The 22637-nt window shown below is 70.8% G+C and carries 18 protein-coding genes; 9 read left to right on the top strand and 9 right to left on the bottom strand.

What is annotated here, in order from left to right:
* The first annotated feature begins 136 nt into the window (after nucleotides 1-136).
* Both leuS and AB0383_RS01805 read left to right on the top strand, forming a co-directional pair.
* Nucleotides 137-3034, top strand: coding sequence for a leucine--tRNA ligase (leuS, locus tag AB0383_RS01800; protein WP_364169123.1), 2898 nt, complete (start codon nucleotides 137-139; stop codon nucleotides 3032-3034).
* Nucleotides 3035-3120: 86 nt separating this feature from the next.
* Complete coding sequence (locus AB0383_RS01805) at nucleotides 3121-3744, top strand: hypothetical protein (protein WP_364169126.1); 624 nt, start codon at nucleotides 3121-3123, stop codon at nucleotides 3742-3744.
* On the opposite strand, the gene AB0383_RS01810 is transcribed toward AB0383_RS01805, so the two are convergent.
* Complete coding sequence (locus AB0383_RS01810; RefSeq protein ID WP_364169128.1) at nucleotides 3741-4523, bottom strand: hypothetical protein; 783 nt, start codon at nucleotides 4521-4523, stop codon at nucleotides 3741-3743. The two genes, AB0383_RS01805 and AB0383_RS01810, sit on opposite strands and share 4 nt — an antisense overlap.
* Complete coding sequence (locus tag AB0383_RS01815) at nucleotides 4520-5395, bottom strand: ATP-binding cassette domain-containing protein (RefSeq protein WP_364169130.1); 876 nt, start codon at nucleotides 5393-5395, stop codon at nucleotides 4520-4522. The genes AB0383_RS01810 and AB0383_RS01815 overlap by 4 nt, the downstream gene beginning before the upstream one ends.
* 169 nt (nucleotides 5396-5564) lie before the next feature.
* On the opposite strand from AB0383_RS01815, the gene AB0383_RS01820 reads away from it, so the two are divergent.
* Nucleotides 5565-6302 carry an SDR family oxidoreductase gene (locus tag AB0383_RS01820; protein ID WP_364170688.1) on the top strand — a complete coding sequence of 246 codons (738 nt, stop codon included), beginning with the start codon at nucleotides 5565-5567 and terminating at the stop codon, nucleotides 6300-6302.
* A 10-nt stretch (nucleotides 6303-6312) separates the two neighbouring features.
* Here AB0383_RS01820 and AB0383_RS01825 read toward each other — a convergent pair whose 3' ends face one another.
* Together AB0383_RS01825 and AB0383_RS01830 are read right to left on the bottom strand one after the other, a co-directional pair.
* Complete coding sequence (locus tag AB0383_RS01825) at nucleotides 6313-7050, bottom strand: TetR/AcrR family transcriptional regulator (RefSeq protein WP_364169133.1); 738 nt, start codon at nucleotides 7048-7050, stop codon at nucleotides 6313-6315.
* Nucleotides 7051-7059: 9 nt separating this feature from the next.
* The gene (locus AB0383_RS01830) at nucleotides 7060-7470 is read right to left on the bottom strand and encodes a hypothetical protein (protein ID WP_364169136.1); all 411 of its coding nucleotides are present in this window, start codon (nucleotides 7468-7470) and stop codon (nucleotides 7060-7062) included.
* A gap of 98 nt (nucleotides 7471-7568) precedes the next feature.
* Between AB0383_RS01830 and AB0383_RS01835 the strand changes: the two genes are divergently transcribed.
* The 3 genes from AB0383_RS01835 to ptsP all read left to right on the top strand — a co-directional run bounded on the left by AB0383_RS01835 (nucleotide 7569) and on the right by ptsP (nucleotide 12056).
* The gene (locus tag AB0383_RS01835; RefSeq protein WP_366184496.1) at nucleotides 7569-8579 is read left to right on the top strand and encodes a hypothetical protein; all 1011 of its coding nucleotides are present in this window, start codon (nucleotides 7569-7571) and stop codon (nucleotides 8577-8579) included.
* Nucleotides 8580-8840: 261 nt separating this feature from the next.
* Nucleotides 8841-9713: a ribokinase gene (locus tag AB0383_RS01840; RefSeq protein ID WP_366184498.1), complete on the top strand. Its 873-nt coding sequence runs from the start codon at nucleotides 8841-8843 to the stop codon at nucleotides 9711-9713.
* Nucleotides 9714-10418: 705 nt separating this feature from the next.
* Entirely contained in the window at nucleotides 10419-12056 is a 1638-nt protein-coding gene (ptsP, locus tag AB0383_RS01845) for a phosphoenolpyruvate--protein phosphotransferase (protein ID WP_366184500.1), read from the top strand.
* 60 nt (nucleotides 12057-12116) lie between these two features.
* Here ptsP and AB0383_RS01850 read toward each other — a convergent pair whose 3' ends face one another.
* Nucleotides 12117-12770 carry a DUF1707 domain-containing protein gene (locus AB0383_RS01850; RefSeq protein WP_366184502.1) on the bottom strand — a complete coding sequence of 218 codons (654 nt, stop codon included), beginning with the start codon at nucleotides 12768-12770 and terminating at the stop codon, nucleotides 12117-12119.
* Between the two features lie 159 nt (nucleotides 12771-12929).
* On the opposite strand from AB0383_RS01850, the gene AB0383_RS01855 reads away from it, so the two are divergent.
* On the top strand, nucleotides 12930-13889 hold the full coding sequence (locus AB0383_RS01855) for a hypothetical protein (RefSeq protein ID WP_364169150.1): 960 nt from the start codon (nucleotides 12930-12932) through the stop codon (nucleotides 13887-13889).
* Nucleotides 13890-13892: 3 nt separating this feature from the next.
* Here the strand turns inward: AB0383_RS01855 and AB0383_RS01860 are convergent, their stop codons facing one another.
* From AB0383_RS01860 to AB0383_RS01870, 3 genes are read right to left on the bottom strand one after another with little or no spacing between them, the layout of a single operon-like run.
* On the bottom strand, nucleotides 13893-14543 hold the full coding sequence (locus tag AB0383_RS01860) for a response regulator transcription factor (protein ID WP_364169153.1): 651 nt from the start codon (nucleotides 14541-14543) through the stop codon (nucleotides 13893-13895).
* Entirely contained in the window at nucleotides 14540-15727 is a 1188-nt protein-coding gene (locus tag AB0383_RS01865) for a DUF5931 domain-containing protein (RefSeq protein ID WP_366184505.1), read from the bottom strand. The genes AB0383_RS01860 and AB0383_RS01865 overlap by 4 nt, the downstream gene beginning before the upstream one ends.
* On the bottom strand, nucleotides 15724-16935 hold the full coding sequence (locus tag AB0383_RS01870) for an AI-2E family transporter (RefSeq protein WP_364169159.1): 1212 nt from the start codon (nucleotides 16933-16935) through the stop codon (nucleotides 15724-15726). The genes AB0383_RS01865 and AB0383_RS01870 overlap by 4 nt, the downstream gene beginning before the upstream one ends.
* A gap of 333 nt (nucleotides 16936-17268) precedes the next feature.
* On the opposite strand from AB0383_RS01870, the gene AB0383_RS01875 reads away from it, so the two are divergent.
* Both AB0383_RS01875 and AB0383_RS01880 read left to right on the top strand, forming a co-directional pair.
* The gene (locus AB0383_RS01875; protein ID WP_364169161.1) at nucleotides 17269-18333 is read left to right on the top strand and encodes a hypothetical protein; all 1065 of its coding nucleotides are present in this window, start codon (nucleotides 17269-17271) and stop codon (nucleotides 18331-18333) included.
* A 221-nt stretch (nucleotides 18334-18554) separates the two neighbouring features.
* Complete coding sequence (locus AB0383_RS01880; protein WP_366184508.1) at nucleotides 18555-21701, top strand: PE-PGRS family protein; 3147 nt, start codon at nucleotides 18555-18557, stop codon at nucleotides 21699-21701.
* Between the two features lie 63 nt (nucleotides 21702-21764).
* Here AB0383_RS01880 and AB0383_RS01885 read toward each other — a convergent pair whose 3' ends face one another.
* The gene (locus AB0383_RS01885) at nucleotides 21765-22532 is read right to left on the bottom strand and encodes a class III extradiol ring-cleavage dioxygenase (protein WP_366184510.1); all 768 of its coding nucleotides are present in this window, start codon (nucleotides 22530-22532) and stop codon (nucleotides 21765-21767) included.
* Between the last annotated feature and the right edge of the window lie 105 nt (nucleotides 22533-22637).

A 22637-nucleotide genomic window follows, 5' to 3' on the forward strand; every position in this document is an offset into this window, starting at 1 on the left:
CACGGCTCGGCTGCTCCTTGGCCTGCCGCGCTGACTCGGCCAACCCTTGGCCCGGCCGGCGCGGCGACCCCTCATGCCTTCGGGCTTGAGGGGTCGAGTTGTTTCTGGAGTGGTCCGATCACGGAGGAAGACGGCGATGACAGAGTCCACGGCGCCCACCCCGACCACGGGTGACGGCGCTCCCGGCGCCGAGAACACCCCGCCGCACCGCTACACCGCGGAGCTCGCGGGGCAGATCGAGCGCCGCTGGCAGGACTACTGGTCCGACCACGGCACCTACCACGCGCCGAACCCGACGGGCGCGCTGGCGGTCGAGGGCGAGCCGGTGCCGTCGGACAAGCTGTTCGTGCAGGACATGTTCCCGTACCCGTCCGGCTCGGGCCTGCACGTCGGGCACCCGCTGGGCTACATCGGCACGGACGTCTACGCGCGCTACCACCGCATGATCGGCCGCAACGTGCTGCACACGCTGGGGTACGACGCGTTCGGCCTGCCGGCTGAGCAGTACGCGGTGCAGACCGGCACGCACCCGCGCACGACCACCGAGGCGAACATCGCCACGATGCGCAGCCAGCTGAAGCGCCTGGGCCTGGGCCACGACGAGCGCCGGTCGATCGAGACGATCGACCCGGACTACTACAAGTGGACCCAGTGGATCTTCCTGCAGATCTTCAACTCCTACTACGACGAGCAGGCCGGCAAAGCGCGCCCGATCGAGCACCTGGAGAAGGCGTACGCGTCCGGTGAGCGCCCGACGCCCGACGGGCGCGCGTGGAGCGAGCTGAGCGACGTCGAGCGCCGCAAGGTCATCGACGACCACCGCCTGGTCTACATCTCCGAGGCGCCGGTGAACTGGGCGCCCGGCCTGGGCACGGTCGTCGCCAACGAAGAGGTGACCGCCGACGGGCGCAGCGACCGGGGCAACTTCCCCGTGTTCCGCAAGAACCTGCGCCAGTGGATGATGCGGATCACCGCGTACTCGGACAGGCTGGTCGACGACCTGGACCTGCTGGACTGGCCCGAAAAGGTCAAGTCCATGCAGCGCAACTGGGTCGGGCGTTCGCAGGGTGCGCGAGTGGCGTTCGCCGCCGGCGCTTCCGGGGGCGAGAAGATCGAGGTCTTCACCACGCGGCCCGACACGCTGTTCGGCGCCACCTACATGGTGCTGGCGCCCGAGCACCCGCTGGTCGACAAGCTGACGCCGGCCGAGTGGCCCGGCGAGCACCCGCAGGTGTGGACCGGCGGCGCGAAGTCGCCGGCCGACGCCGTCGCGGAGTACCGGCTGGCGACGTCGCGCAAGTCCGATCTGGACCGTCAGGAGAACAAGGAGAAGACCGGCGTCTTCACCGGCGCGTATGCCGTGAACCCGGTCAACGGCAAGGACATCCCGGTCTTCATCGGCGACTACGTGCTGATGGGCTACGGCACCGGCGCGATCATGGCCGTGCCGGCGCAGGACCAGCGCGACTGGGATTTCGCCAAGAAGTTCGAGCTGGAGATCGTCCGCACGGTGGACCCGGGCGAGGGCTTCGACGGTGAGGCGTTCACCGGCGAGGGCGCGGCGATCAACTCGGCCAACGACACCGTCTCGCTGGACGGCATGGGTGTCGCCGACGCGAAGAAGACGATCATCGCGTGGCTGGAGGAGCAGGGCGCCGGCGAGGGCACCGTGCAGTACAAGCTGCGCGACTGGCTGTTCGCCCGCCAGCGCTACTGGGGCGAGCCGTTCCCCATCGTCTACGACGAGACCGGGATGCCGATCGCGCTGCCAGAGGACCAGCTGCCCGTGGTGCTGCCGGAGGTCGACGACTACTCGCCGAAGACCTTCGACCCGGACGACGCCGACTCCGAGCCGTCGCCGCCGCTGTCGCGTGCGACCGAGTGGGTCGAGGTCACACTGGACCTGGGCGACGGGCCGAAGAAGTACCGCCGCGACACCAACGTGATGCCGCAGTGGGCGGGTTCGTGCTGGTACCAGCTGCGCTACGTCGACCCGGACAGCCCCGACGTGTTCTGCGCGCCGGAGAACGAGGCCTACTGGATGGGCCCGCGCCCGGCCGAGCACGGCGTGGACGACCCTGGCGGCGTCGACCTGTACGTCGGCGGGGTCGAGCACGCGGTGCTGCACCTGCTGTACTCGCGCTTCTGGCACAAGGTGCTGTTCGACCTGGGCCACGTGTCGTCGAAGGAGCCGTACCGGCGCCTGTTCAACCAGGGCTACATCGAGGCGTACGCCTACAAGGACAAGCGCGGCGTGCACGTGCCGGCCGAAGAGGTTGTGGAGCGCGACGGCAAGTTCTTCCTGGGTGACGAGGAGGTCACCCAGGAGTACGGGAAGATGGGCAAGAGCCTGAAGAACGCCGTGACGCCCGACGAGATGTCGGACACCTACGGCGCCGACACCTTCCGGCTGTACGAGATGTCCATGGGCCCGCTGGACATGTCCCGTCCCTGGGCGACCAAGGACGTCGTCGGCGCGCACCGCTTCCTGCAGCGCCTGTGGCGCCTGCTGATCGACGAGCAGACCGGTGAGCTGCGCGTGACCGCCGACGACCCGTCGGAGGCCGACCGCAAGCTGCTGCACCGCACCATCGCCGGCGTCCGCGAGGACTACGCGGAGATGCGCTTCAACACCGCGGGCGCGAAGCTGATCGAGCTGAACAACCACCTGACGAAGGTGTACGGCTCGGCTGCCGGCACCCCGCGCGAGGTGGCGGAGCCGCTGGTGCTGCTGCTGGCTCCGCTGGCGCCGCACGTCGCCGAGGAGCTGTGGCACCGCATGGGCCACGTCGACTCCCTGGTCCACGGCCCCTTCCCGGTCGTCGACGAGCAGTACCTGGTCGAGGACTCGGTGGAGTACCCGATCCAGGTCAACGGCAAGGTCCGGGCGCGCGTCACGGTGCCGGCGGATGCCGCTTCGGAGGCCGTGCAGGCCGCGGCTCTGGCGGACGAGAAGGTGGCCGCGCTGGTGGGCGACAAGACGCCGCGCAAGGTGATCGTGGTGCCGGGGCGGTTGGTCAACATCGTGCTGTGAATCGGCGCGGTGAGCCGGTGAATCGGCGCTGGTGAATTCGCGCGTTCCGGCCCGGGTCTCGTGCCCGGGCCGGTAACGTGCTCGCCGTGCGTAGTCGATCGATCACCGTTCTGCCGCTGCTGTTGCTGACCCTCGCGGGGTGCGCCGTCGCGTCAGCTCCTGCCCCGGGCAATCCGGCGCCGGCGCTACCCACCGACTCGATCGCCTACGACACGTTGCCTCTGATCGCCACTCGGCCCAACCTGTTCCCCGGCACGTGCGACCAGTTCGCGCAGCACCCCGACCTGGTGAAGACCTTCGCCGCCACTGATCCGCCGGTCAACGACCCGTCGACCCACAGCTGTGTCGTGCCGATTTCCGACAACGGCTTCCTCGTGCTGCAGCAGCCGAAGCAGGAGGAAGGCCACGACACCCCGTGGGTCGAGGCGTGGATGGGCGAATCCGGCATCGTCGACCACTTCCGCCGTGAGCTGGTGCTGGACCGCTACTACGCGGTGACCACGGTCAGCTCCAACGGCTGCCAGATCACGGTGAACACCGGCTCTCCGCTGCCCTTCACCCTGGATCTCGGTTACCAGTACCGCCAGAGCTCGGACGATTCCATCACTGCCCGGCGCGCGAGGGCCGACCAGTTCTGCCCCACTGTCCGGAAGGTCGTGAGCGACTACCTCACCGTGGTGGACCCGGGCGGCGGCTCGCTCGCGCGCTAGGCCGCTTCCCGCCGCGCGGCGCGGAAGATTCCCAGCGCGGTGACGCCGAGCCAGAGGACCAGCGAGGTCGCCAGCGCGATCGGCCCGTGCACGGAGAGCCCGCCCAGCTGCCGCGCGGGCTCGATCGGGTCGACCCAGCCCGCGAAGTCCTGGTTGGCCTGCACGATCAGGAAGAGGATCGAGACCAAGCAGTAGGTGGCGATGGCACCCGCGGTGTTCGGGATCAGCCAGGCGATCGAGACCGCCAGCAGGGTCATCAGGAACGACCCGAGCAAGCACACGCCGATCGTGGCGCCGGTCCGGATCGCGAGCAGGTTCGCGGCGTCGTGGTCGTCGAGCACTCCGGCGAAGTAGGTGTAGGTCATGAGGATGTGCAGCCCGGCGATCAGCACCCACGCGAACAAGGCGATTGTGCCCTGAGCGAGCGCGTACCGAAGCCGTGAAGGCTGGACGAGCAGGGTCGGCTGCGCGCTGCGGTAGTGCCATTCGCTCGCGATGAGCTTGACCAGCGCGACGTCCACGAGGATCGCCGCGAGGCGCACCGTGGTCACCACGGTGCCGAGCTGTTTGCGCATGGTCACCGGGTTGAACGGGTCGACCATGAACAGGATCGACAGCAGCACCAACGCGATCGGCCCGGCAACCAGAAGGATCTTGTCGGCCGGGGTGGCGGTGAACTTCCGCAGCTCGACACCCACCACAGTGCCGAACGAAGCGCGCTTCGCAGCACCGGTCGCCCACGCCGGCTGTTGCTGCACAGGCGTCTGCATCGGGATCATCGCGGACCTCCGGTCAGGCGGAAGAAGAGCTCTTCCAGGTTCTGCTGTTCCTCGGCCAGCCCGAGCACCCGTACCTGCGCGGCGAACGCGATCTCCGAGACGCGCTCCGTCGGGGCGGCGACGGAAAGGGCGTCGGGGCCGGTCTGGCGGACGTCGAGGCCTGCGCTCTGCAGGGCCGTGCCGAGTTTGGGCACGTCGTTGGTGCGCACGACCGTCCGCGCGGGGCCGGCGAAGCTCGCGAGCGGTCCGTCGGCGACGACGCGGCCGTGGCCGATCATCACGATGCGGTCGGCCGTCTGGTCCACTTCGGACAGCACGTGGCTCGAGAGCAGCACGGTGCCGCCGCGCTGGGCGTAGCCGCGCAGAAGCTGCCGTGTGGAGCGGATTCCTTCGGGGTCGAGGCCGTTGATGGGCTCGTCGAGGATCAGCACGGGCGGGTCGGCGAGCAGCGCGTGCGCGAGCCCGAGGCGCTGGCGCATGCCGAGGCTGTACTTGCCGATTCGCCGGTTCGCCGCGTCGCTGAGCCCGACCTGCGCGAGCACCTGGTCGGCGCGCGAGCCGGGCAGGCGCATGAGCTTGGCGCCGTTCACGAGGTGATGGCGGCCCGTGCGGCCGGGATGCACGGCGGCCGCGTCGAGCAGCACGCCCGCGACGTGTCCCGGGTTGGGCCACTCCGCGAACCGCCGCCCGGCGATCGTCGCCGTGCCCGCCGTGGGGCGGGTCAGGCCGCAGATCATGCGCAGCGTCGTCGACTTCCCGGCGCCGTTCGGGCCCAGGAACGCGGTGACCGTGCCCGGCTGCAGCGAGAACGACACGTTCTCCACCACGCGGCGGCCGTCGTAGTCCTTCACCAGCCCCTGGACGTGCAGCAACCCCGGCCCTCCCCTTCAAGATCCGAAGCTGAGTTTGTCACAACCCGTGTCCGGCCGTGCGCGAAACCGAACCTTCGAGTGCCAGGGCCGAAACGCGCCAGCACCGCCGCACCCCCGGCGATTCGATGCAGCCATGAGGAAAACCGGCTTCCACGAAGGAGATCTGGGGATGAAGCTCGACGGCAAGGTGGCGCTCGTGACCGGCGGCAGCCGGGGCATCGGCGCGGCGACGGCGGTGCGGCTGGCCGAGGAAGGCGCGGACGTCGCCCTCACCTACGTCAGCGGGGCCAGGCTGGCGGCGGACGTCGTCGATAAGATCAAAGCGCTCGGCCGTCGGGGGATCGCGATCGCGGCGGACAGCGCGGACGCCGAGGCCGTGCGGGCTGCCGTGGCGACGACGGTTGCGGAGTTCGGGCGGTTGGACGCGCTGGTCAACAACGCGGGCGTCGGGTTCGTCGCGCCCGTCGCGGAGACCGCGCTGGCGGACGTGGACCGGGTGCTGGCGGTCAACGTGCGTGGCGCGTTCCTGGCGACGCAGGCGGCGGCCGAGCACCTCGGCGACGGCGGGCGCGTGGTCACCATCGGCAGCTGCGTCACCGATCGCGCGCCCGGGCCGGGCATGGTGCTGTACGCGATGAGCAAGTCGGCGATGGTCGGGTTGACCAAGGCGCTCGCGCGGGAGCTCGCGCCGCGGGGTGTCACCGTGAACCTCGTGCACCCGGGGCCGACCGATACCGACATGAACCCGGCCGACGGTCCGTTCGCCGACGACCAGAGGTCCTTGACCGCCGTCGGGCGTTACGGGTCGGCCGGTGAGGTGGCCGACGCAGTGGCGTATCTCGCCGGCCCGGCGAGCGCGTACATCACCGCCGCGACGCTGTCGGTCGACGGCGGGCACGCGGCCTAGCTGTATTTGGCTAGCCCGAGTAGAGCCCCACGTCACGAGCCAGATCCGTGAGGATGGCCTCGAAGAGGATGTCCGGCTTCGACACCGGGATCGGGTAGTTGCCGAACACCTCGAGCGTCACGTGGCCGTAGAGGCGCGCCCAGAACTGGATCATCAGGTACGTGAGCCCGAGGTCCAGCTTCTCGGGCGCGATCGCGCGGCCCGCCTCGCCGAGCACGGCGAGCAGCTCGCTCTGGAACGCGGTGAGGTCGTCGCGCAGCTCGGGCGGGACGACGTCGTTCGGCGGCATGACCAGGTCGTGTGTGGCGAGGACCTGGCCGGCCGCGGCGAGGAAGATGCGGCCGAACGGCTCGTCGAGGCGGTGCAGCGCACTGCCCGCCGTGGTGCCGACGCCGCCCGTGGGCGACGCGAACACCAGTGTGAACTCCTTGGTGTGCGTGAGCGCCCACCGGCGGAAGCCCTTGCAGATGGCGAAGAGCTGCGCCATGCCGTCGTCGGGGAGCACGGCGATGTCGTCGGCGAGCTCGGCGGCGAGGTCGGCGATCACGTCGAGGCGCAGCTTCTCCACCAGGTCGTCGCGCGATTCGTAGTAGCGGTACAGGGCCGGCGCGGTGATGCCCAGCTCCCGGGCGATCGCCCGGAGCGTCACGGCGTCCGGACCCTGTTCGACCAGCAGTCTCCGGGCGGTCCGGCGGATGTCCTGCTCGGTAGCCGCTCGCGCGCGGCCCCTTCGCGTGGGGCTGCTCATCCGGATATTCTAGGTGGTCGGCACCGTTGTTCCCGTAACAACGCGGCCGGAGAGCAGCCGGGCCTGCAGATCGGTGAGCGGACGCAGCACCCACATGGCCACCACGACCATGCCTTGGGCGCACCAGAAGTGCACGAGCCAGGCCCCGATGAGCGACGGCCCGCCCCACGATTCGCCGGCCGTCGAGGGGTCCCAGAACAGGCCGTAAGTCGCGATCCGCCACACCAGGAACCCGATGAGCAGCGAAAACGGGATGGCCACCACGCTCACCCCGGCCGCGGCCAGGTAGCGAGGGGTACCTTCGCGCGGCGGGACGTTCAAGAGTCGCTCCGCGAGCAGCTGCCGGGCGCGCCTGCCGCCGAAACAGGCGGGCAGGGCGAGCAGGGCGTAGACCACTCGTTTCCAGTCCGAGATCTTCATGCGTTCGACGCTAGGGGTCGTTGAGCTGCGAAAACACCCGGTCGTCCGCCGAACGAGGTAGGGAAATCCCGGGCGCGTTCTGTCACACTTCGTCCGAGATGGACGAAATCACCACGGTCACCTACCCCGCACCCGTCCCGCCGGACCAGGTGCGGCTGGCGACGTTGCTGCTGCTGGTTCCCGGGCTCCTCATCGCGGGCTTCGGCGGCGTGCTCATGACGGCGAGCCGCGCCGGTCTGTACGCCGGGTCCGTGATCGCACTGGTGGGGTTCGTGCTGTTGGGCTGCATCCCCGTCGGGCGGCGCGGCATGCGAAAGGAGCGGCTGAGTGTCGAGGTCGCTTCGCGCGGCCTGCGGTTCCCCGTTCGCGACGCGCGGCTCGTGCTGCCGTGGGACGACGTCAGCGCGGTCGTGCTGGTCGAGAAGCACAAGCGGGTCGAGGTGTACCTGGCTCCTTCTGCCGAGGATCGCCTGGCCGGCCGGTTCGGCCGCCGTGGTCCCCACGGCTTCGTCCTGTCGACGCTGTTCGAACCCGGCGAGGCCCACCGGCTGGCTGCCGCCGTCGAGACGGTGCGGCCGGGGCTGGTGCGGTGGCCGTCCCTGGAGGTGCGGCGCGGCGGGTTCGGCCTGCAACGTGCGGCGACGACGGTGGTGCGGTGGGCCTCGGTGAAGCGCGCGCCGGCTGCCGGCGAGAGCGTGACGGTGCGCGCGAGCAAGGCTTCGGGCGCGCGTCAGGCGGCGATCGGGGGCACGGTGGCGTTGCTCGCGGCCGTGCTCATCGTGCGGACGTGGCTGCCGGTCACGGTGCCCGGGCTGATCGCGGTCGCGCTGTGCGTCGCCGCACTGGTCTGGACCCGGCACCGCGGCACACGGGGCGTATTCACCGTGGACGGCTTCGGCGTCACGTGGATTCCTCGGTACGACAACGGGGTCGTGGTGCGGCGCGACGAGATTTCCGCCGTGACGGCCGAGGCGGGCGGCCTCGTGCGCGTGACCTCGCGCGACGGCGGTGACTTCGTACTGGCTTCGGGTGTTTCGATGCCGGCCGCGCGGATCGTGGCCGCGCTGCTCGGGGCGCCGCCGACGCCGATCACTCGGGGGGCTACGTGATCGGCGCCGGCGACCCGATGCCCTCTCCGGTGCGCTTCCGGTCGGGGCAACGCCACTGGCTCAAGGACAGTGACGCTCCACAAGAGCGGAACCCGTGTCAGAAGTGACGCCTGGGGGACATGGATCCCCCGATCGAGTGACGGGCAGCCGCTGCTCGCCTGATTGTCGCACTGGGCGCCGGATAAGTTACAAAAACCTTCACTTTTGCGCACGGACGGTGGGTGACCTGCGCCCGAGCGCACCCGTGGCAAGGTGTCGACCATGTGTGCAGCCGTGCTGGTGGTGGGTTCCGCCAACGCCGACCTCGTCGTCCCCGTCGACCGCCGCCCGGCCGGCGGCGAAACCGTCCTGGGCGGCGACACCGTCCTGTCCCCCGGCGGCAAGGGCGCGAACACGGCCGTCGCGGCGGGCCGGCTGGGTGCGGATGTGGCTCTGCTGGGCGCCGTGGGTTCGGACCCTTACGGCGCTCTTCTGCGCGATTCCCTGACCGGCGCGGGCGTCTCGACGGCTTTTCTGCTTGTCGTCGATCGCCCGACCGGCATCGCGTACATCACCGTCACTCCCGATGGCGAGAACTCGATTCTGGTCTCGCCTGGTGCGAACTCGGCGCTGATGCCCTCCGACATCACGTCCGAGGCTCTTGCCGGCGCTGCTGTGGTGGTTCTTTCGCTGGAAGTCCCTCTGCCGACGGTGGAGCACGCCGTCGCCCGCGCTTCTGCCGCTGGAGCGACGGTGCTGCTGAACCTCTCCCCGGCCGCCCGGCTGTCGGCTTCGACCTTGGCCGCGGTGGATGTGTTGCTGGTCAACGAACACGAGGCCGCGTATCTCCTCGGTTCCCCCGGCGCTGATCCGCGCAAGCTGCTCGAACTGGGCCCGCGCGCGGCCGTCGTGACGCTCGGTTCGCGTGGTGCCGTGGTCGTCACCTCCTCTGGCCTTACCGCGGTCTCCTCGCCCGCCGTGGCGGCCGTCGACACCACCGGGGCCGGGGACGCTTTCGCCGGCGCTCTGGCGGCTTCTCTGGCTTCTGGCGTTTCGCTCGTGGACGCGGCTCACCGCGCGGCCGCCGTCGCCGCGGTGAGCGTCACCCGACATGGCGCGCAGCCCTCGTACCCGACGGCCGCCGAAATGGCCTGAGTCTGCGCTGTCGTCGGCTTCTCTTCTGCTCGATGGCTGCGAAGCTGGGCTGACTCGCGCCGGTGGGTCTTTCGCCTGTTTTGACTGTGCGGCGTGTGAGGCGGTTGCACGGACTCTGGCCGGTTTCTGTCGTGTTTCGGCCTGGTGGAAGGCGGTTTTGATCCTCGGTTGTGCGGTCACCTCGCTCAGCGGGCCAGGTGGTCGCTCGGTTTCGTGGTCATGGCGGTGCTTCGCCGCTGTTTCGCATCGCCCCGATCCTGCTGACGTGCGCCGAGGTCAGTGCGAGCGTGCGGACCTGAACTGGCCTTCCGCCTGCGTGCCTCCTTTGGCGCGCATCCCGCTACTGCTGACCTGGACCGCCCAGCGACCCCGCCGTTCCCTCTCTCGGCTCAACGCTGTGGCCCTGCCGCTGCGTCCCCCATCCCCATCCTCATCCCCATCCCGAGTTGTCCACAGCCGACCCCGCCGACCCCGAGTTGTCCACAGATTCCCCACCACCCGTTTTAAGGCCCCTGACCTCGGTAAAATGGGATCGGGGCAGCCCCCCGGAGAGGGTGGGGGTTGTGTACCAGGGCGGGGAAGAGCGAGCGTCACACGGGATCGGGGCGAGTCAGGAGGTGGCGCGGGTGCAACACAGCCAGGAGAGCCGGGTGGTGTGGCCGACACCGCGAGCCGTCCGCGCGCATCTGGGATATGGTCTAGACCATGTCTGAGAGCGCGGCAGCGGGGCTGAGCGGGGTTGCGGTGAGTCCGGGGCGGGCGAGGGGGCCTGTCGTGCGGGTGGCGGAGCCCATGGGCGAGCCGGCGAGTACGCCGGCGCCCGGGGATGCGCAGGTGGAAGCGGCGCGGATCGAGCCGGCGGCGGAGGTCGTGGCGAAGCGGCTGGAGGCGCAGGCGGAGGTGGCGACCGGCGAGGCCGCCACGATCCTGATCACCACGGCGGCCATGGCGGGCGACCCGGCGTTGGCCGCGCAGGCCAAGAAGCTGGTGACGGAGCAGAACTTGCCCGCGGCGCGCGCGGTGTACCAGGCGGCCGAGGGGTTTGCCGAGGCGTTGGCCGCGGCCGGCGGGTACATGGCGGAGCGGGTGCGCGACGTTCGCGATGTGCGCGACCGGCTGGTGGCCGAGCTGCTGGGTGTCGCGCCGCCGGGGGTGCCGGAGTTGGCGGCGCCCAGCGTGCTCGTGGCGAGGGACCTGGCGCCGGCGGATACGGCGGGGCTGGATCCGGCGAAGGTGCTCGCGCTGGTCACCGAAGAGGGCGGCCCGACGAGTCACACGGCGATCCTCGCTCGCGCGCTGGGGATTCCGGCGGTGGTGGCTGTGAGGGGAATCCTGGAGCTCGACCCGAAGGCACTGACTGTCGATGGCGACACGGGCCTCGTCCAAAGCGCCGACCCGGCCGACCCGATCATCACGGCCGTCGCGCAGGGGCCCGCGGAGTGGAACGGCACCGGCGCCACCGCGGACGGGCACGTGGTCAAGGTCTACGGCAACGTCGGCTCGCCGGCCGACGCGCAGGCGGCCGCGGACGCGGGAGCGGAGGGCGTTGGCCTGTTCCGCACCGAGTTCAGCTTCCTCGACGCCCCGGCGGAGCCGTCCGTCGACGAGCAGCGCAAGGCGTACGCGGCGGTGCTGGCGCCGTTCCGCGGCAAGCCGGTGATCGTGCGGACGCTCGACGCGGGTGCCGACAAGCCGCTTGCCTTCCTCAACCCCGACGACGAGCCCAACCCGGCGCTGGGCGTGCGCGGCCTGCGCGTGGCGTTCGACCAGCCCGAGGTGCTCGACCGCCAGCTCGAGGCCATCGCGGGCGCGGCCCAGGATTCAGGCGCGCTGGTTTCCGTGATGGCCCCGATGGTCGCGACGGCCGAGGAAGCCGCGTGGTTCGCCGAACGCGTGCGCGCGGCGGGCATCGAGCGCGCGGGCGTGATGATCGAGATCCCGGCGGCGGCGCTGTCCGCGCGGGAGATCCTGGACGTCGTCGACTTCGTGTCCGTCGGCACCAACGACCTGGCCCAGTACACGTTCGCGGCCGACCGTCAGCTCGGCGCCGTCGCGAAGCTGAACGACCCGTGGCAGCCCGCGTTGCTGCGGCTGCTCAAGCTGATCGGCGATGCGGCGAAGGCGACGGGCAAGCCCGCCGGCGTCTGCGGTGAAGCGGCGGCCGACCCGCGGCTCGCCGTGGTGCTCGCGGGCCTGGGCCTCACGAGCTTGTCGATGAACGCGGCGGCGGTGCGGGCCGTCGGCGCTTCGCTGGCCACGGTCACGCTGGCCGAGGCGGAAGCGAAAGCAACCAACGCGCTGGCCAGCGCCGATCCGGGCGCGGCGCGCGCGGCGGCGAACTGAAAAAGACGGAGCCGGACCCGGCCGACGGATGAAAAACCGGGCCCGGCACCGCATCGCCGGTCAGCCGAATAAGCCCCGCCGAGGGTTGCGGATGACCAGCGAGCCTCCGTGGATGCGGCCCGTGATGACGTAGCGCGGGTCGCCGGCGCGGCCGTTGCTGCCGGTCTTGTCGTCGAGCGAACCGAACTTGATCTCGGTGATCGCGTTGTAGTCCACCGCGGCCTGCGGCGGGATGATGATCTCGACCGAACCCCACTTGGAGTCCAGCTCGATCTCGACGACCGGCGTCGACACCTGGGCCTCGGTGAAGTCCAGCTTCGTGCTGCCGTACTTGTTGCGCACGACCATCGCCGGCGGCACCAGCCAGGGGCCGCCGCGCTGCAGCGACGAGTACTTGGCGTTGAGCTCGAGCCGCTGACCGGGTGCATACGTGCTGGTCGGCGGCTGGTAAGCCGGGTAACTCGGCGCCGCCCCCGGGTGCAGGAGGCCGGGCAGATCCGTGAGCACGGCGTTCAGCTCGCCGCGCGTGCGCGACGCCAGCGCCTTGTCGGTGCGCTCCGTGAACTCGTCGAGGTTGAGCATCCCCAGCCCGATCGCCTTCTGCAGCACGGCGACGACGTGTTCGCGCTCGTCGTCCGACACCCGGATGTCGCGTGCGGTCAACGGCTTCGTCTCGGTCGCGGTCTCCGCGCCGGTCGTCTCTTCCTCGGCCATGCATACGATGGTAGAACCGTATTTCCCTCGTCAGATCGGGGAAAAACCCTGAACAGACCCGTATTTCGCGCCGGCGTCGCCCTCGTTGCGACGAGCTTCCTCCTGGCCGCGTGTACGGGCGGGATCCCCACCCCTGCTCCGAGCCCCAACCCCACGACGATGCCCCGGCCGAGCGGGCCACCACCGAGCGGGCTCACCGGGTCGGTCGCCACCGGCGGGATCGACGTGCAGCTGCTGCTCGCCACGTCACCACCGACCCTGTTCGACGCCGACACCGGCGCGAAGGGCACCGTTCCCGGCGTGCCGGGTGGTGATCGGCTGGTCTGGATGCAGCGCGTCGGCCGCACCCCGGTGATCCTCACCTCGCCCCGGTGCCAGCAGACCTGCCAGCCGTTCGACGTCTACGCCTACGCGGGCGTGGCCACGCCGCTCGGCCAGGCAGTGAGCCTCGCGCCGGGTGCCGACGCGAAGAGCGTGTGGGTCATCCGCCAGGACGCCCCGGACAGCTGCCGGCTCGAGCACGTGTCGCTCGCCGGCTCGGAGCTGGGCGGCGGCAACACGGCGAGCTGCACCACGATCCTGAGGGAGGAGACCTCCCGCGGCCTGCTGATCACCGTGAACAACGGCACCGCCGAAACCGTCGACGTCCTCATCGACCCCGACACCGGCCGCACCGTGCAGCAGGCCCCGAGCATCCTCGCCGCGATCGGCGACCGGCTGGTCCTCGGCGGCCTCACGGACCTGACGGTCGTCGACCTGCGCGACGGGAGCCGCGAGAAAGTCCAGCCGCCGGTGGTCCAGAACAATCCCCTGGTCGTCCCCAGCCGGGACGGCACCTACGCGGCCGTCGACTTCGGCTCGCCCGCGTGGCACAGCTCCGACCTCCAGACCCGCGACGTGTGGCTGCTCGACCTCACGGACCTGACCTGGCAGCAGTCACCGTCGATGCCGTTCTCCACCGAGAACCTCAAGCACTCGTCGCTGGACTGGACCGACGACGGCGACCTCGTGCTCGACGACGGGGTCGTCGCGGCCTGGCACCCGGGCGAACCCGCGTGGCGGCTCGGGAAAGCCAAGCTGACCGGCGCTCTGCAGACGGCCGCGGTCAGCGCTTCGTAGCGATCAGTCCTCGTCGAGGCCGTGTTCGATCGCGTACCGCGCCAGCTCCACGCGGTTGTGCAGCTGCAGCTTCCGCAGCGTCGACTGCACGTGGTTCTCCACCGTCCGGTGCGACAGGACCAGCCGCTCCGCGATCTGGCGCGCGGTCAGCCCCTTCGCGACCAGCCGCAACACGTCCGTCTCGCGTTCGGTCAACCGCGGCGGCGCCGGCTCGGCGGAGGAAGGCGCGTCGGCCATCCGCCGGTACTCACCCAGCACGAGCCCAGCCAAACCCGCCGTGAAGACGGGATCGCCCTCGGCCGTGCGGCGAACGGCGTCCACCAGCTCCGCCGCGGACGCCGACTTCACCAAATAGCCGGAGGCACCCGCCTTCACCGCCTCCAGCACGTCGGAGTGCTCTCCGGAAGCCGACAGCACCAGCACCCGCGTGTCCGGTAGTTCCGTCGTGATCTCGCGCGTCGCGTCGACGCCGGAGGTGCCGTCGAGATTGAGGTCCATCAGGACGACGTCCGGGCGGACCGTGCGGGCGATGCGTACGGCGGCGGGGGCGTCGGGCGCCGTGGCGCGGACGTCGAAGCCGTTTTCGCCCAGGTCGCGGGCGACACCGTCGCGCCAGATGGGGTGGTCGTCGACCACCATCACGGAAATCGTCATCGTCCGCCCCTCGTTTTGTTCGGCACGGTTACCTCCCGCCCGGTCTTGTTCGGCACCGGCGTGTTCGGCACACGCACCTCCCATTCCGTGCCGCGGCCCGGAGCGCTGTCCAGGGCCGTGGTGCCGCCGAGATCGCGCACCCGGCCTCTGATGGACTCCACCACACCCAGGTGCCCGTCGGCCTCCGCACGCGCCAGCCGGCCTTCGGGAATGCCCGGGCCGTCGTCGCGGATGCTCACCACGACCTCGCCGCCCAGGTCCTCCAGCAGCACCCACGCGCAGGCGTCCGGTCCCGCGTGCTTCTCCACATTGGACAGTGCTTCGCGCGTGACGGCCACCAGTTCCGAAGTCACGTGCGCCGGCAGGTCCACGGTCCCCGCGGGCGTCGCGACCTGGACCGACGGCGTGGCCAGCAACTGCAACGCCGAACGCAGGTCCGCGGTTCCGTTGCTCGCCACCGCCCACGACGGTTCGGTGGTCACCAAGGCGCGCAACGCGATCTCCTGCTCACCGGCCAGCCGCGCCAGGTCTGCCGCCTCGCCGCCGACCTCCATGCCACGCCGACGCACGCGCGCGAGCACCTGCAGCACGCTGTCGTGGATCGAGCGTGCGAGACGTTCGCGTTCGGCCGTCGCGGCTTCCGTGCGCAACGCCAGCGCGAGCGCCTCCGCCGAACGCCGCGCGGTGGTGGCCGCCATGCCGATCAGCACGCTGCTCGCGCACAGCAGCACGCCGTCGCGGAAGACGTCGAGGTCCAGGCGTTCGCGCGCGACGCCGGTGCCGACGGCGACCACAAGTCCCGCCAGCACCCCGCCGCCGGCGCCGAAGCGCGTCGCCGCCGCGATCGGTCCCACGGCGGCCCACACCGTGGTGATCAGCGGCGCGGCCTCGGCGTACTGCGTCGGCGACAAGATGAAGGGCGACAACAACATCAGCCCGGTCGTCAGCACGACGTCGAGCACCACCAGCCACCGCCGGCGGCCGCCTTCGCGCAGGTACGCGACGCCCGACACCAGCGTCCATCCGCCCATCGCGCCGACGACGGCCCACGCCAGCCACGCGCGCTGGAACTCACCGCGGTGCGCGATCACCACGCCGAGCGCGAACGCCCACGTGACCACGCGCAGCAGCACGACCCCACGCCACAGCGGCGTCGCCGGGTCGCGGGTGGCCGGCGTGCTCACTTCTCCTCGTCGTCGCCCCGAGTCGGCACTTCGGCGTCGTCGGAGCCCGGTTCGGCGTCGTTGGGTTGCGCCGCTTGGTCGTGGAGCACGTCGACGGCTTCGGGATCGGGATTGTGTTCGTGGAGCAGCGACCGGATGCCGGCGTTGAGCACGGCCAGCAGCGGCACGGCCAGCAGCGCGCCGGCGATGCCCGCGGCGACGAGGCCGGTGGCGATCGCGAGCACCACGGCCAGCGGGTGCAGCCGCACGGCGCGCCCGAGCAGCAGCGGCTGCAGCACGTGGCTTTCCAGCTGCATCACGCCGATCACAATCGCCAGCACGATGATCGCGCCGATGAATCCCTTGGTGACCAAGGCGATCAGCACCGCGACGCTACCGGCGATCACGGCACCGATGATGGGGATGAACGCGCCGAGGAACACCAGCGTCGCCAGCGGGATCACCAGCGGCACGCCGACGATCCACAGCCCGATGCCGATGCCCACGGCGTCGACCACGGCCACCGCGGCCGTCGCGCGGATGTAGCTGACGAGCGACGCGAAACCGCGGCGCCCGGCCACGTCCACGCGCTTTCGCACCCGCGCGGGGATTCCGCGCACGAGGAACGACCAGATCTGGTTGCCACCGGCCAGGAAGAAGATCGTGACGAACAGCGTGAGCACGAAGCCGGTGAGGATCTCGCCGACGGTGCCCGCCGTGGTCAGCGCGGTGTTCGTGAGCGAGGCCTGGTTGTTCTGGATGAAACCGATCGCATTGCTCAGGAAGTCCTGGATCTGTTCCTGACGCAGGTGGATCGGGCCGTTGGTGAGCCAGTCCTTGATCTGGTTGAGGCTGTTGTTCAGCTGTTGCTGCAGCTGCGGCAGGCCGCTGGAGAACTGTGTGATGACGAACGTCAGCAGCCCGCCCAGCACCGCCAGGCCGGCGATCAGCACGATGGCCGTGGCCAACCCGCGCGGGAAGCGGACGCGCACCAGCTTCTCCACGGCGGGCGCGAGCAGCGCCGCGAGCAGCAGCGCGATGGACACTGGAATGACCACCGCCGCCAGGTACCCCATCAGCCAGACCACCGCGTACAGCGCGGCGATCACGACGATGAACCGCCAGCCCAGGGCTGCGGCCACCCGCAGTCCGCGCGGGACAAGGCCGGTGATGTCGTTGTGCTCGGTGAGGAACGGTTGTTCGCGCCGTCCGCGTGGTGGCTGGCTCACGGTGCCCACCGTATCGGTCTACCCCGACATTTCCGGGCCCAACCACGGCGGTGCGTCCGCCGGTTCGCCCGAAGTGGCGCTTGACAGCCGACTCCGGAGTAACCCCGCCTCCGCCAGTGGTGATCACCGAACGTGAGATCGAGCCACACTCTGTGTTGTTCACACGATGGTGGCATCAAGTCGTGTCAAGGATGCGTGACGGGTGTGGCTCCTGGTTTTCTCGGTCGCACACCCGGCGATGGGGAACGCAATTCCGACGATTCAGCGTCGCTCGGAAAGCGAAAAGCCCGAAAACATTTCGAGTCAGACGTTTCGAGTCGAGGAGAAGCACGAGTGACGAACGCGGCGAACGAGAGGCGGGACGCCAAGCGCGTCGGCCGTCTCGCGTCGCGTGCGCTGTTCGTCCTCGGTGGCGCGGTCGCCGCGACCGCCGCCGCGTGGGCCGTCTCCTCCTCCGCCGCCTCGGCCGACACCATCCAGGCCGGTGAGGTCGGTGCGAGCGTCACCCCGGTGACCGACGCGACCGTGGCCAATCTCGGCGACGTCACCGGCGGCGTCTCGCAGTTCGCCGGCAGCGTCGCCGGCGCCGCCGCGGGCGCCGTGCAGAACGTCTCCGCGTGCGAGCAGGACGCCACCACGTGGTCCGAGCCGGGCCACGACCGGCCGATCTGCTCGCTCGACCCGCGCGACCACATCGGTGGGCCGCACCGCGACCAGGTGCGCACCACGGCCGACCACGAGGTGTCGGGGCGCGTCAGCGACGCCGTGACCGACCTCGGCGAAGACGCAGTGCTGCACCCGGCGTCGCGCACGCTCGGCGCGATCGAGCACATCGCCCGCAAGCCCGAGGACACCCGCCGCGTGATCGACGAGGCCACGGCCCCGTCGCCCGAGGCGCAGGACTTCGGCCGCAAGGTGTGGGACCTCCTCGACCCGAGCCACACGGGGTCGCTGGTGAACCTCCCCGAGCTCCCGGGCTCGCCCGTCGAGCCGGCCGCTCCCGTCTCGGCCGCCACCGGCACCACCGGTGACACGGCGCAGAACCTCGGCGCCGCAGCGGTTTCCACCTCCGACGCGCTGCGGGCGATCTTCTCCCGCTCCGCGCACGAGGACTTCGCGGCAGCAGGCGAGAGTGTCGACACGTCTTCGCGTGGCGACCACCGCAACCAGCCCGCCCCGTTCTCCCCGGCGCAGCTTCCGATGGCGCCTCCCTCCATCCCGACTGTCCCCGGCGGCGGCAACAACACCGCCCCCGGTGGTCACCTCGACGGCCTCAACTTCGGCGTCCCCTCCTGGGTCACCGCTGCCGTCGACAACGCCGTGGCGGGTTCGACCCGTGCCGGTGTGCGGCACACGCCGCTCAGCCCGGGCCACCAGCCCGGCGTCACTCCTGACTGATTCACCTCACCCGCGGGGTCGTTGACGCGCCCTGAAGCTCGAGCACCTTCGTCGTGCCTGCTTCGCGTCACCGACTGAACCCCGCGGGTTTTCTCGCGATGCGCCCTTTTCCGCGCTCGCACCGCACCACCCCTCTGGTGCGCATTTCCCCTCGATGAACACGGCGAAAAGCGCACCTCCACAAGCCCGCAAGGGAACCCGAAATGAAGGAGAAAAACCCCATGCAGACCTGGGCAAAGCGCGGACTCCAGACCGCGTTGGTCACGGGTGGGTTGTTGATGCTGGGCACCGGCATCGCCTCGGCCGACGAAAACGTCAACCCTGACACCCCGGCCTCCCCGCTCGACCTCAACGTCACCGTTCCGGTCGACGTCGACAACAACGCCATCGGCACCCCGCTGGGTCAGGTGGACGTTCCTGGTTACCAGGGTGAGGTCAGCACCAAGCCCGTCACCTCCGCCGTGAAGGACGCGCTCGCTTCGGCGAAGAGCCCCGGCGGTGCGGCGAGCAACCTGACGGACAGCCTGCCGAAGGCCGATGCGCCGCGGCAGCTGACGCCGACCCACGACGCCCTCAAGGGCAACAAGGTCTCCGGCGACCTCGTCGTGCCGATCCAGATCGTCGACAACGCCGTCGGTGTGCTGGGTGACGCGAACGTCGACGGCAAGTCGCACGAGCAGACCTACTCGCACAACCAGGACATCGCGACCTCCGGCAAGAACTCCGGGCTCGCGGGCAACGTCGTCGCCCTCGACTGGGCGCTCCCCGTGCAGCTGGCCGGCAACGGCGTCGGCCTCGCGGGCGGGTCCGGTGCGGTGCACGGCGGCTCGGCCAGCCAGAGCACCACCGAGACCGGCAACATCGACACCACCGGCAAGGGCTCTGGCCTCTCCGGCAACGTCGTCGCCGGCCAGTTCGCCACCCCGGTGCAGGTGACCGGCAACGCCGCGTCCTGGATCCTGGGCAACGGCTACAGCCAGTACACCGCCGACACCACGGCCACCTCGGGCGGCTCCGCGCTGACCGACGGCAAGGGCGGCGCGGGCACCGGCAACGTGGTGGGCGCGCCCATCGCCCTGCCGGTGAAGTTCAACGGCAACGCCGGTGGCGTGTGGGGCTCGGACGCCGACGCGACGTCCTCCTCCTCGGCCGACGCGAAGGCGGGCGACAAGCGGCCGGGCAGCCTGGGCGGTACGCCGACCTACCTCGAGACCGACGGTGACCAGTCGTTCCTCGGCGGCAACGCCGCGGCCGCGCAGCTCAGCCCGATCGCGAACGTCGCGAGCGTGGCGGGTTCGTGGATCGGCAACGCGACCACGGGCATGTCGCCCGAGCGCTCCGTCGGCAGCTCGCACTCGAGCACCGTCGACTCCGGCGGCTTCGTCAAGACCTCGGGCCAGCAGGCCGCGGGCGCGGGCAACGTGGTCGACCCGGCCGTGGCCCTGCCCGTCGAGGCGTGCGGCGTCGGCGGCACCTACATCGGCAACGCGCACGCCGCGTGCGACAACACCACCGACGCCAACGCGGGCAACGGCAGCTACACCCGCGGCAACGACACCGTGCTGGGCGGCAACGTCGTCAACAGCCAGGTGGCGGGCGCTCCCGAGGTGCACGGCATCGGCGGCAGCCACATCGGCAACGCCTCCGGCACGTCGAACGAGACCAAGACCGTCACGGCCGGTGGCTACGACGGCAGCCAGGGCAACGACTCCTCGGGCTCGGGCAACGTCGTCCAGGTCCCGGTGGGCGTGCCCGCCGAGGTCTTCGGCGTGGGCGGCTCGTTCATCGGCCAGGGCTCGGCCGACGCGCACGAGACCAAGGTCGTCCAGGCCGGCGGCGGCGGGAACACCGCCGACGACAATGGCTTCCTGAGCTCGAACCTCGGCACCGTCCCGGTGTCGGCCCCGGTGCAGGTCTTCGGCATCGGCGGCGCGTTCGTGGGCCAGGGCCACGGCAACGCCACCGGCGACACCACCTCGGGTGCCGGCTGGGACACGCACGCGACCGGCACCAAGGGTGCGGGCGCGGGCAACATCATCGAAGCCCCGGTCTCGCTGCCCGTCCAGGGCCACGGGATCGGCGGCGCGGTGGCCGGCATCGGCACCGCGCAGGCCGACAACCTGACCGACTCGACCGCGGGCGGCCACGCCAGCACCGACGGCCAGGGCGGCGGCCTCGCCGGCAACATCATCAAGGCGCCGGTCGCCGGTGCGGTGAACCCGTCGGGTACCGGTGTCGCGGGTGCGGCGCTGGGCCACGCGGCCGGTTCGAACGACGTCGCGTCGACCGCGGGCGGCTCTGCGCTGACCAACGGTGACGCGGGCGCGGTGGCGGGCAACGTCATCGGTGCCGACCCGCTGGCGGCCGTCCCGGTCGTGGCGGACTCGGTTTCCGCGGCGGGCGTGTCCTCCGCCGACAGCATGAACACGCAGGACGTGACCGCTGCCGGTGACGACACCACGTCGGGTCTCGAGGGCTCGGTTTCGGGCAACATCCTCGACATCCCCGTCAGCGCGGTGCCGCACGTGGTGACCAACGCCGTTTCCGCGGCCGGTGTCGCCCACGCGACCGGTGACAACAACATCACCGCGACCAACGGTGGCACCCCCACCACCGACGGTGACGGAAGTGCGCTCTCGGGCTACAACTTCTACCACCACCTGCCGGTCAACGTCCCGGTCTTCGGCGTCCCGCTGGAGCTGCTGGGCACCGCGACCGCGGAGGGCACCGACAACACCGTCGTGTCCGAGCCGTCGATCGACACCCCGCTCGGCAACGAGCTCGGTGCGGCTCAGCTGCCCGCGCTGCCGGCCCTGTCGGCGCTGCCGGCCGCCGGTGCCACGCCGGGTCTGCCCGCGCTGCCGGGTCTGCCGGCCCTGCCGGACGCCGGCGCTCTGCCGGGCCTGCCCGCCATGGCGATGCTGCCGGGTGCCGAGCGCGCCGACCTGCCGGTCAGCGGGCTGTCGGCCCTGAACGAGCTGGGCCAGCTCAAGGGCGCCACCTCCCTGCCGACCGTGTCGGGTCTGGGTAGCGGCGTGCACCTGCCGGGTCTGCCCGTCGGTGGCGAGCGCGCGGACATGCCGGCCCTGCCGGCTGTCCCGGCTCAGCTCCCGGTGAAGGCGAACCTGCCGACGCTGCAGCAGCTCCCCGCCGTGACGGCGCTGCCGGCTCTGCCGGGCGTGCCCGCCACGCTGCCGACGTCGGGTGTCCCGGCGCTGCCGACCGCGGGTCTGCCGGCTCTGCCCGCACTGCCCGCCGTCCCGGCGCTGCCCGTGGCTCAGGTCCCGGCGCTGTCGGGCATGGACTCCTCGCCCCTGGCGATGATCCAGCAGCTGGCCGCGAAGGTGACCGGCTTCTTCAAGAAGTGAGCATGTAGCTGAACCCGAAACGGGCCCGGAAGCAGCCAGCTTCCGGGCCCGTTTCTTTGTGCGTCAGGAAAATTCGAGCGAACGCTTCGCGAGGCCGTGCCAGAACCCGTCGATCACGGTGCGGCCGGTCGTCTCGCTCGCGCCGAGCGTGACGAACAGCGGTGCGAAATGCTCGATGCGCGGGTGCGCGACGGCTGCGGCCGGCGCTTTGTGCTGGAAGTCGAGCAGTGCGTCGACGTCGCCGTGCTGGATGACCTCGTCGCCCCAGTGGTCGAACTCGGTGGACCACTGCGGCGGCGTGCCGTCGGTGCCGTCGGTCTCGCGCATGGCGCTGAGGTTGTGGGTGAAGAAGCCGCTGCCGATAATCAGCACGCCTTCGTCGCGCAGCGGCGCGAGCTTGCGGCCGAGGTCGAACAGCGCCTGCGGGTCGAGCGAAGGCATCGAGACCTGCAGCACGGGGATGTCGGCGTCGGGGTACATCTCGACGAGCGGCACGTACGCGCCGTGGTCGAGGCCGCGGTCCGGCGCGTCGTGCACGGGCGTGGTCGAGTGCAGCAGCTTGCGCACCTTCGCGGCCAGTTCGGGCGCGCCCGGTGCGGCGTATTTCACCTGGTAAAAGCGGTCGGGGAAGCCCCAGAAGTCGTACACGAGGGGGACGGTCTCGGTCGCCCCGAGCGTCAGCGGCGCTTCCTCCCAGTGCGCCGAGACGACGAGGATCGACTGGGGCTTCGGCAGGTCCGCGGACCAGCCGGCGAGCTGCCGCGTCCACCTCGCGTCGTCCGCGAGCGGCGGCGCACCGTGGCTGAGGTAGAGAACCGGGGTGCGGGCCATGCGTGCCTCCAAGTGTTTGAAACTTCAACTACTACAGTACGCGACGCTGCGAGGCCCGGCGATATTTCCTCAGGTGAGGTTTTCGGCCATCCGTTCCAGGGAGCG

The organism is Amycolatopsis sp. NPDC051373 (assembly GCF_040689465.1).
Classification (GTDB): Bacteria; Actinomycetota; Actinomycetes; order Mycobacteriales; family Pseudonocardiaceae; genus Amycolatopsis.

What these genes read in the sequence shown, in the direction of transcription:
- leuS (WP_364169123.1), top strand. Translation starts at nt 137, where the DNA reads ATGACAGAGTCCACGGCGCCCACCCCGACCACGGGTGACGGCGCTCCC.
- AB0383_RS01810 (WP_364169128.1), bottom strand. Translation starts at nt 4,523, where the DNA reads ATGATCCCGATGCAGACGCCTGTGCAGCAACAGCCGGCGTGGGCGACC.
- AB0383_RS01820 (WP_364170688.1), top strand. Translation starts at nt 5,565, where the DNA reads ATGAAGCTCGACGGCAAGGTGGCGCTCGTGACCGGCGGCAGCCGGGGC.
- AB0383_RS01825 (WP_364169133.1), bottom strand. Translation starts at nt 7,050, where the DNA reads ATGAGCAGCCCCACGCGAAGGGGCCGCGCGCGAGCGGCTACCGAGCAG.
- AB0383_RS01830 (WP_364169136.1), bottom strand. Translation starts at nt 7,470, where the DNA reads ATGAAGATCTCGGACTGGAAACGAGTGGTCTACGCCCTGCTCGCCCTG.
- AB0383_RS01835 (WP_366184496.1), top strand. Translation starts at nt 7,569, where the DNA reads ATGGACGAAATCACCACGGTCACCTACCCCGCACCCGTCCCGCCGGAC.
- AB0383_RS01840 (WP_366184498.1), top strand. Translation starts at nt 8,841, where the DNA reads ATGTGTGCAGCCGTGCTGGTGGTGGGTTCCGCCAACGCCGACCTCGTC.
- ptsP (WP_366184500.1), top strand. Translation starts at nt 10,419, where the DNA reads ATGTCTGAGAGCGCGGCAGCGGGGCTGAGCGGGGTTGCGGTGAGTCCG.
- AB0383_RS01850 (WP_366184502.1), bottom strand. Translation starts at nt 12,770, where the DNA reads ATGGCCGAGGAAGAGACGACCGGCGCGGAGACCGCGACCGAGACGAAG.
- AB0383_RS01855 (WP_364169150.1), top strand. Translation starts at nt 12,930, where the DNA reads ATGCCCCGGCCGAGCGGGCCACCACCGAGCGGGCTCACCGGGTCGGTC.
- AB0383_RS01860 (WP_364169153.1), bottom strand. Translation starts at nt 14,543, where the DNA reads ATGACGATTTCCGTGATGGTGGTCGACGACCACCCCATCTGGCGCGAC.
- AB0383_RS01880 (WP_366184508.1), top strand. Translation starts at nt 18,555, where the DNA reads ATGCAGACCTGGGCAAAGCGCGGACTCCAGACCGCGTTGGTCACGGGT.
- AB0383_RS01885 (WP_366184510.1), bottom strand. Translation starts at nt 22,532, where the DNA reads ATGGCCCGCACCCCGGTTCTCTACCTCAGCCACGGTGCGCCGCCGCTC.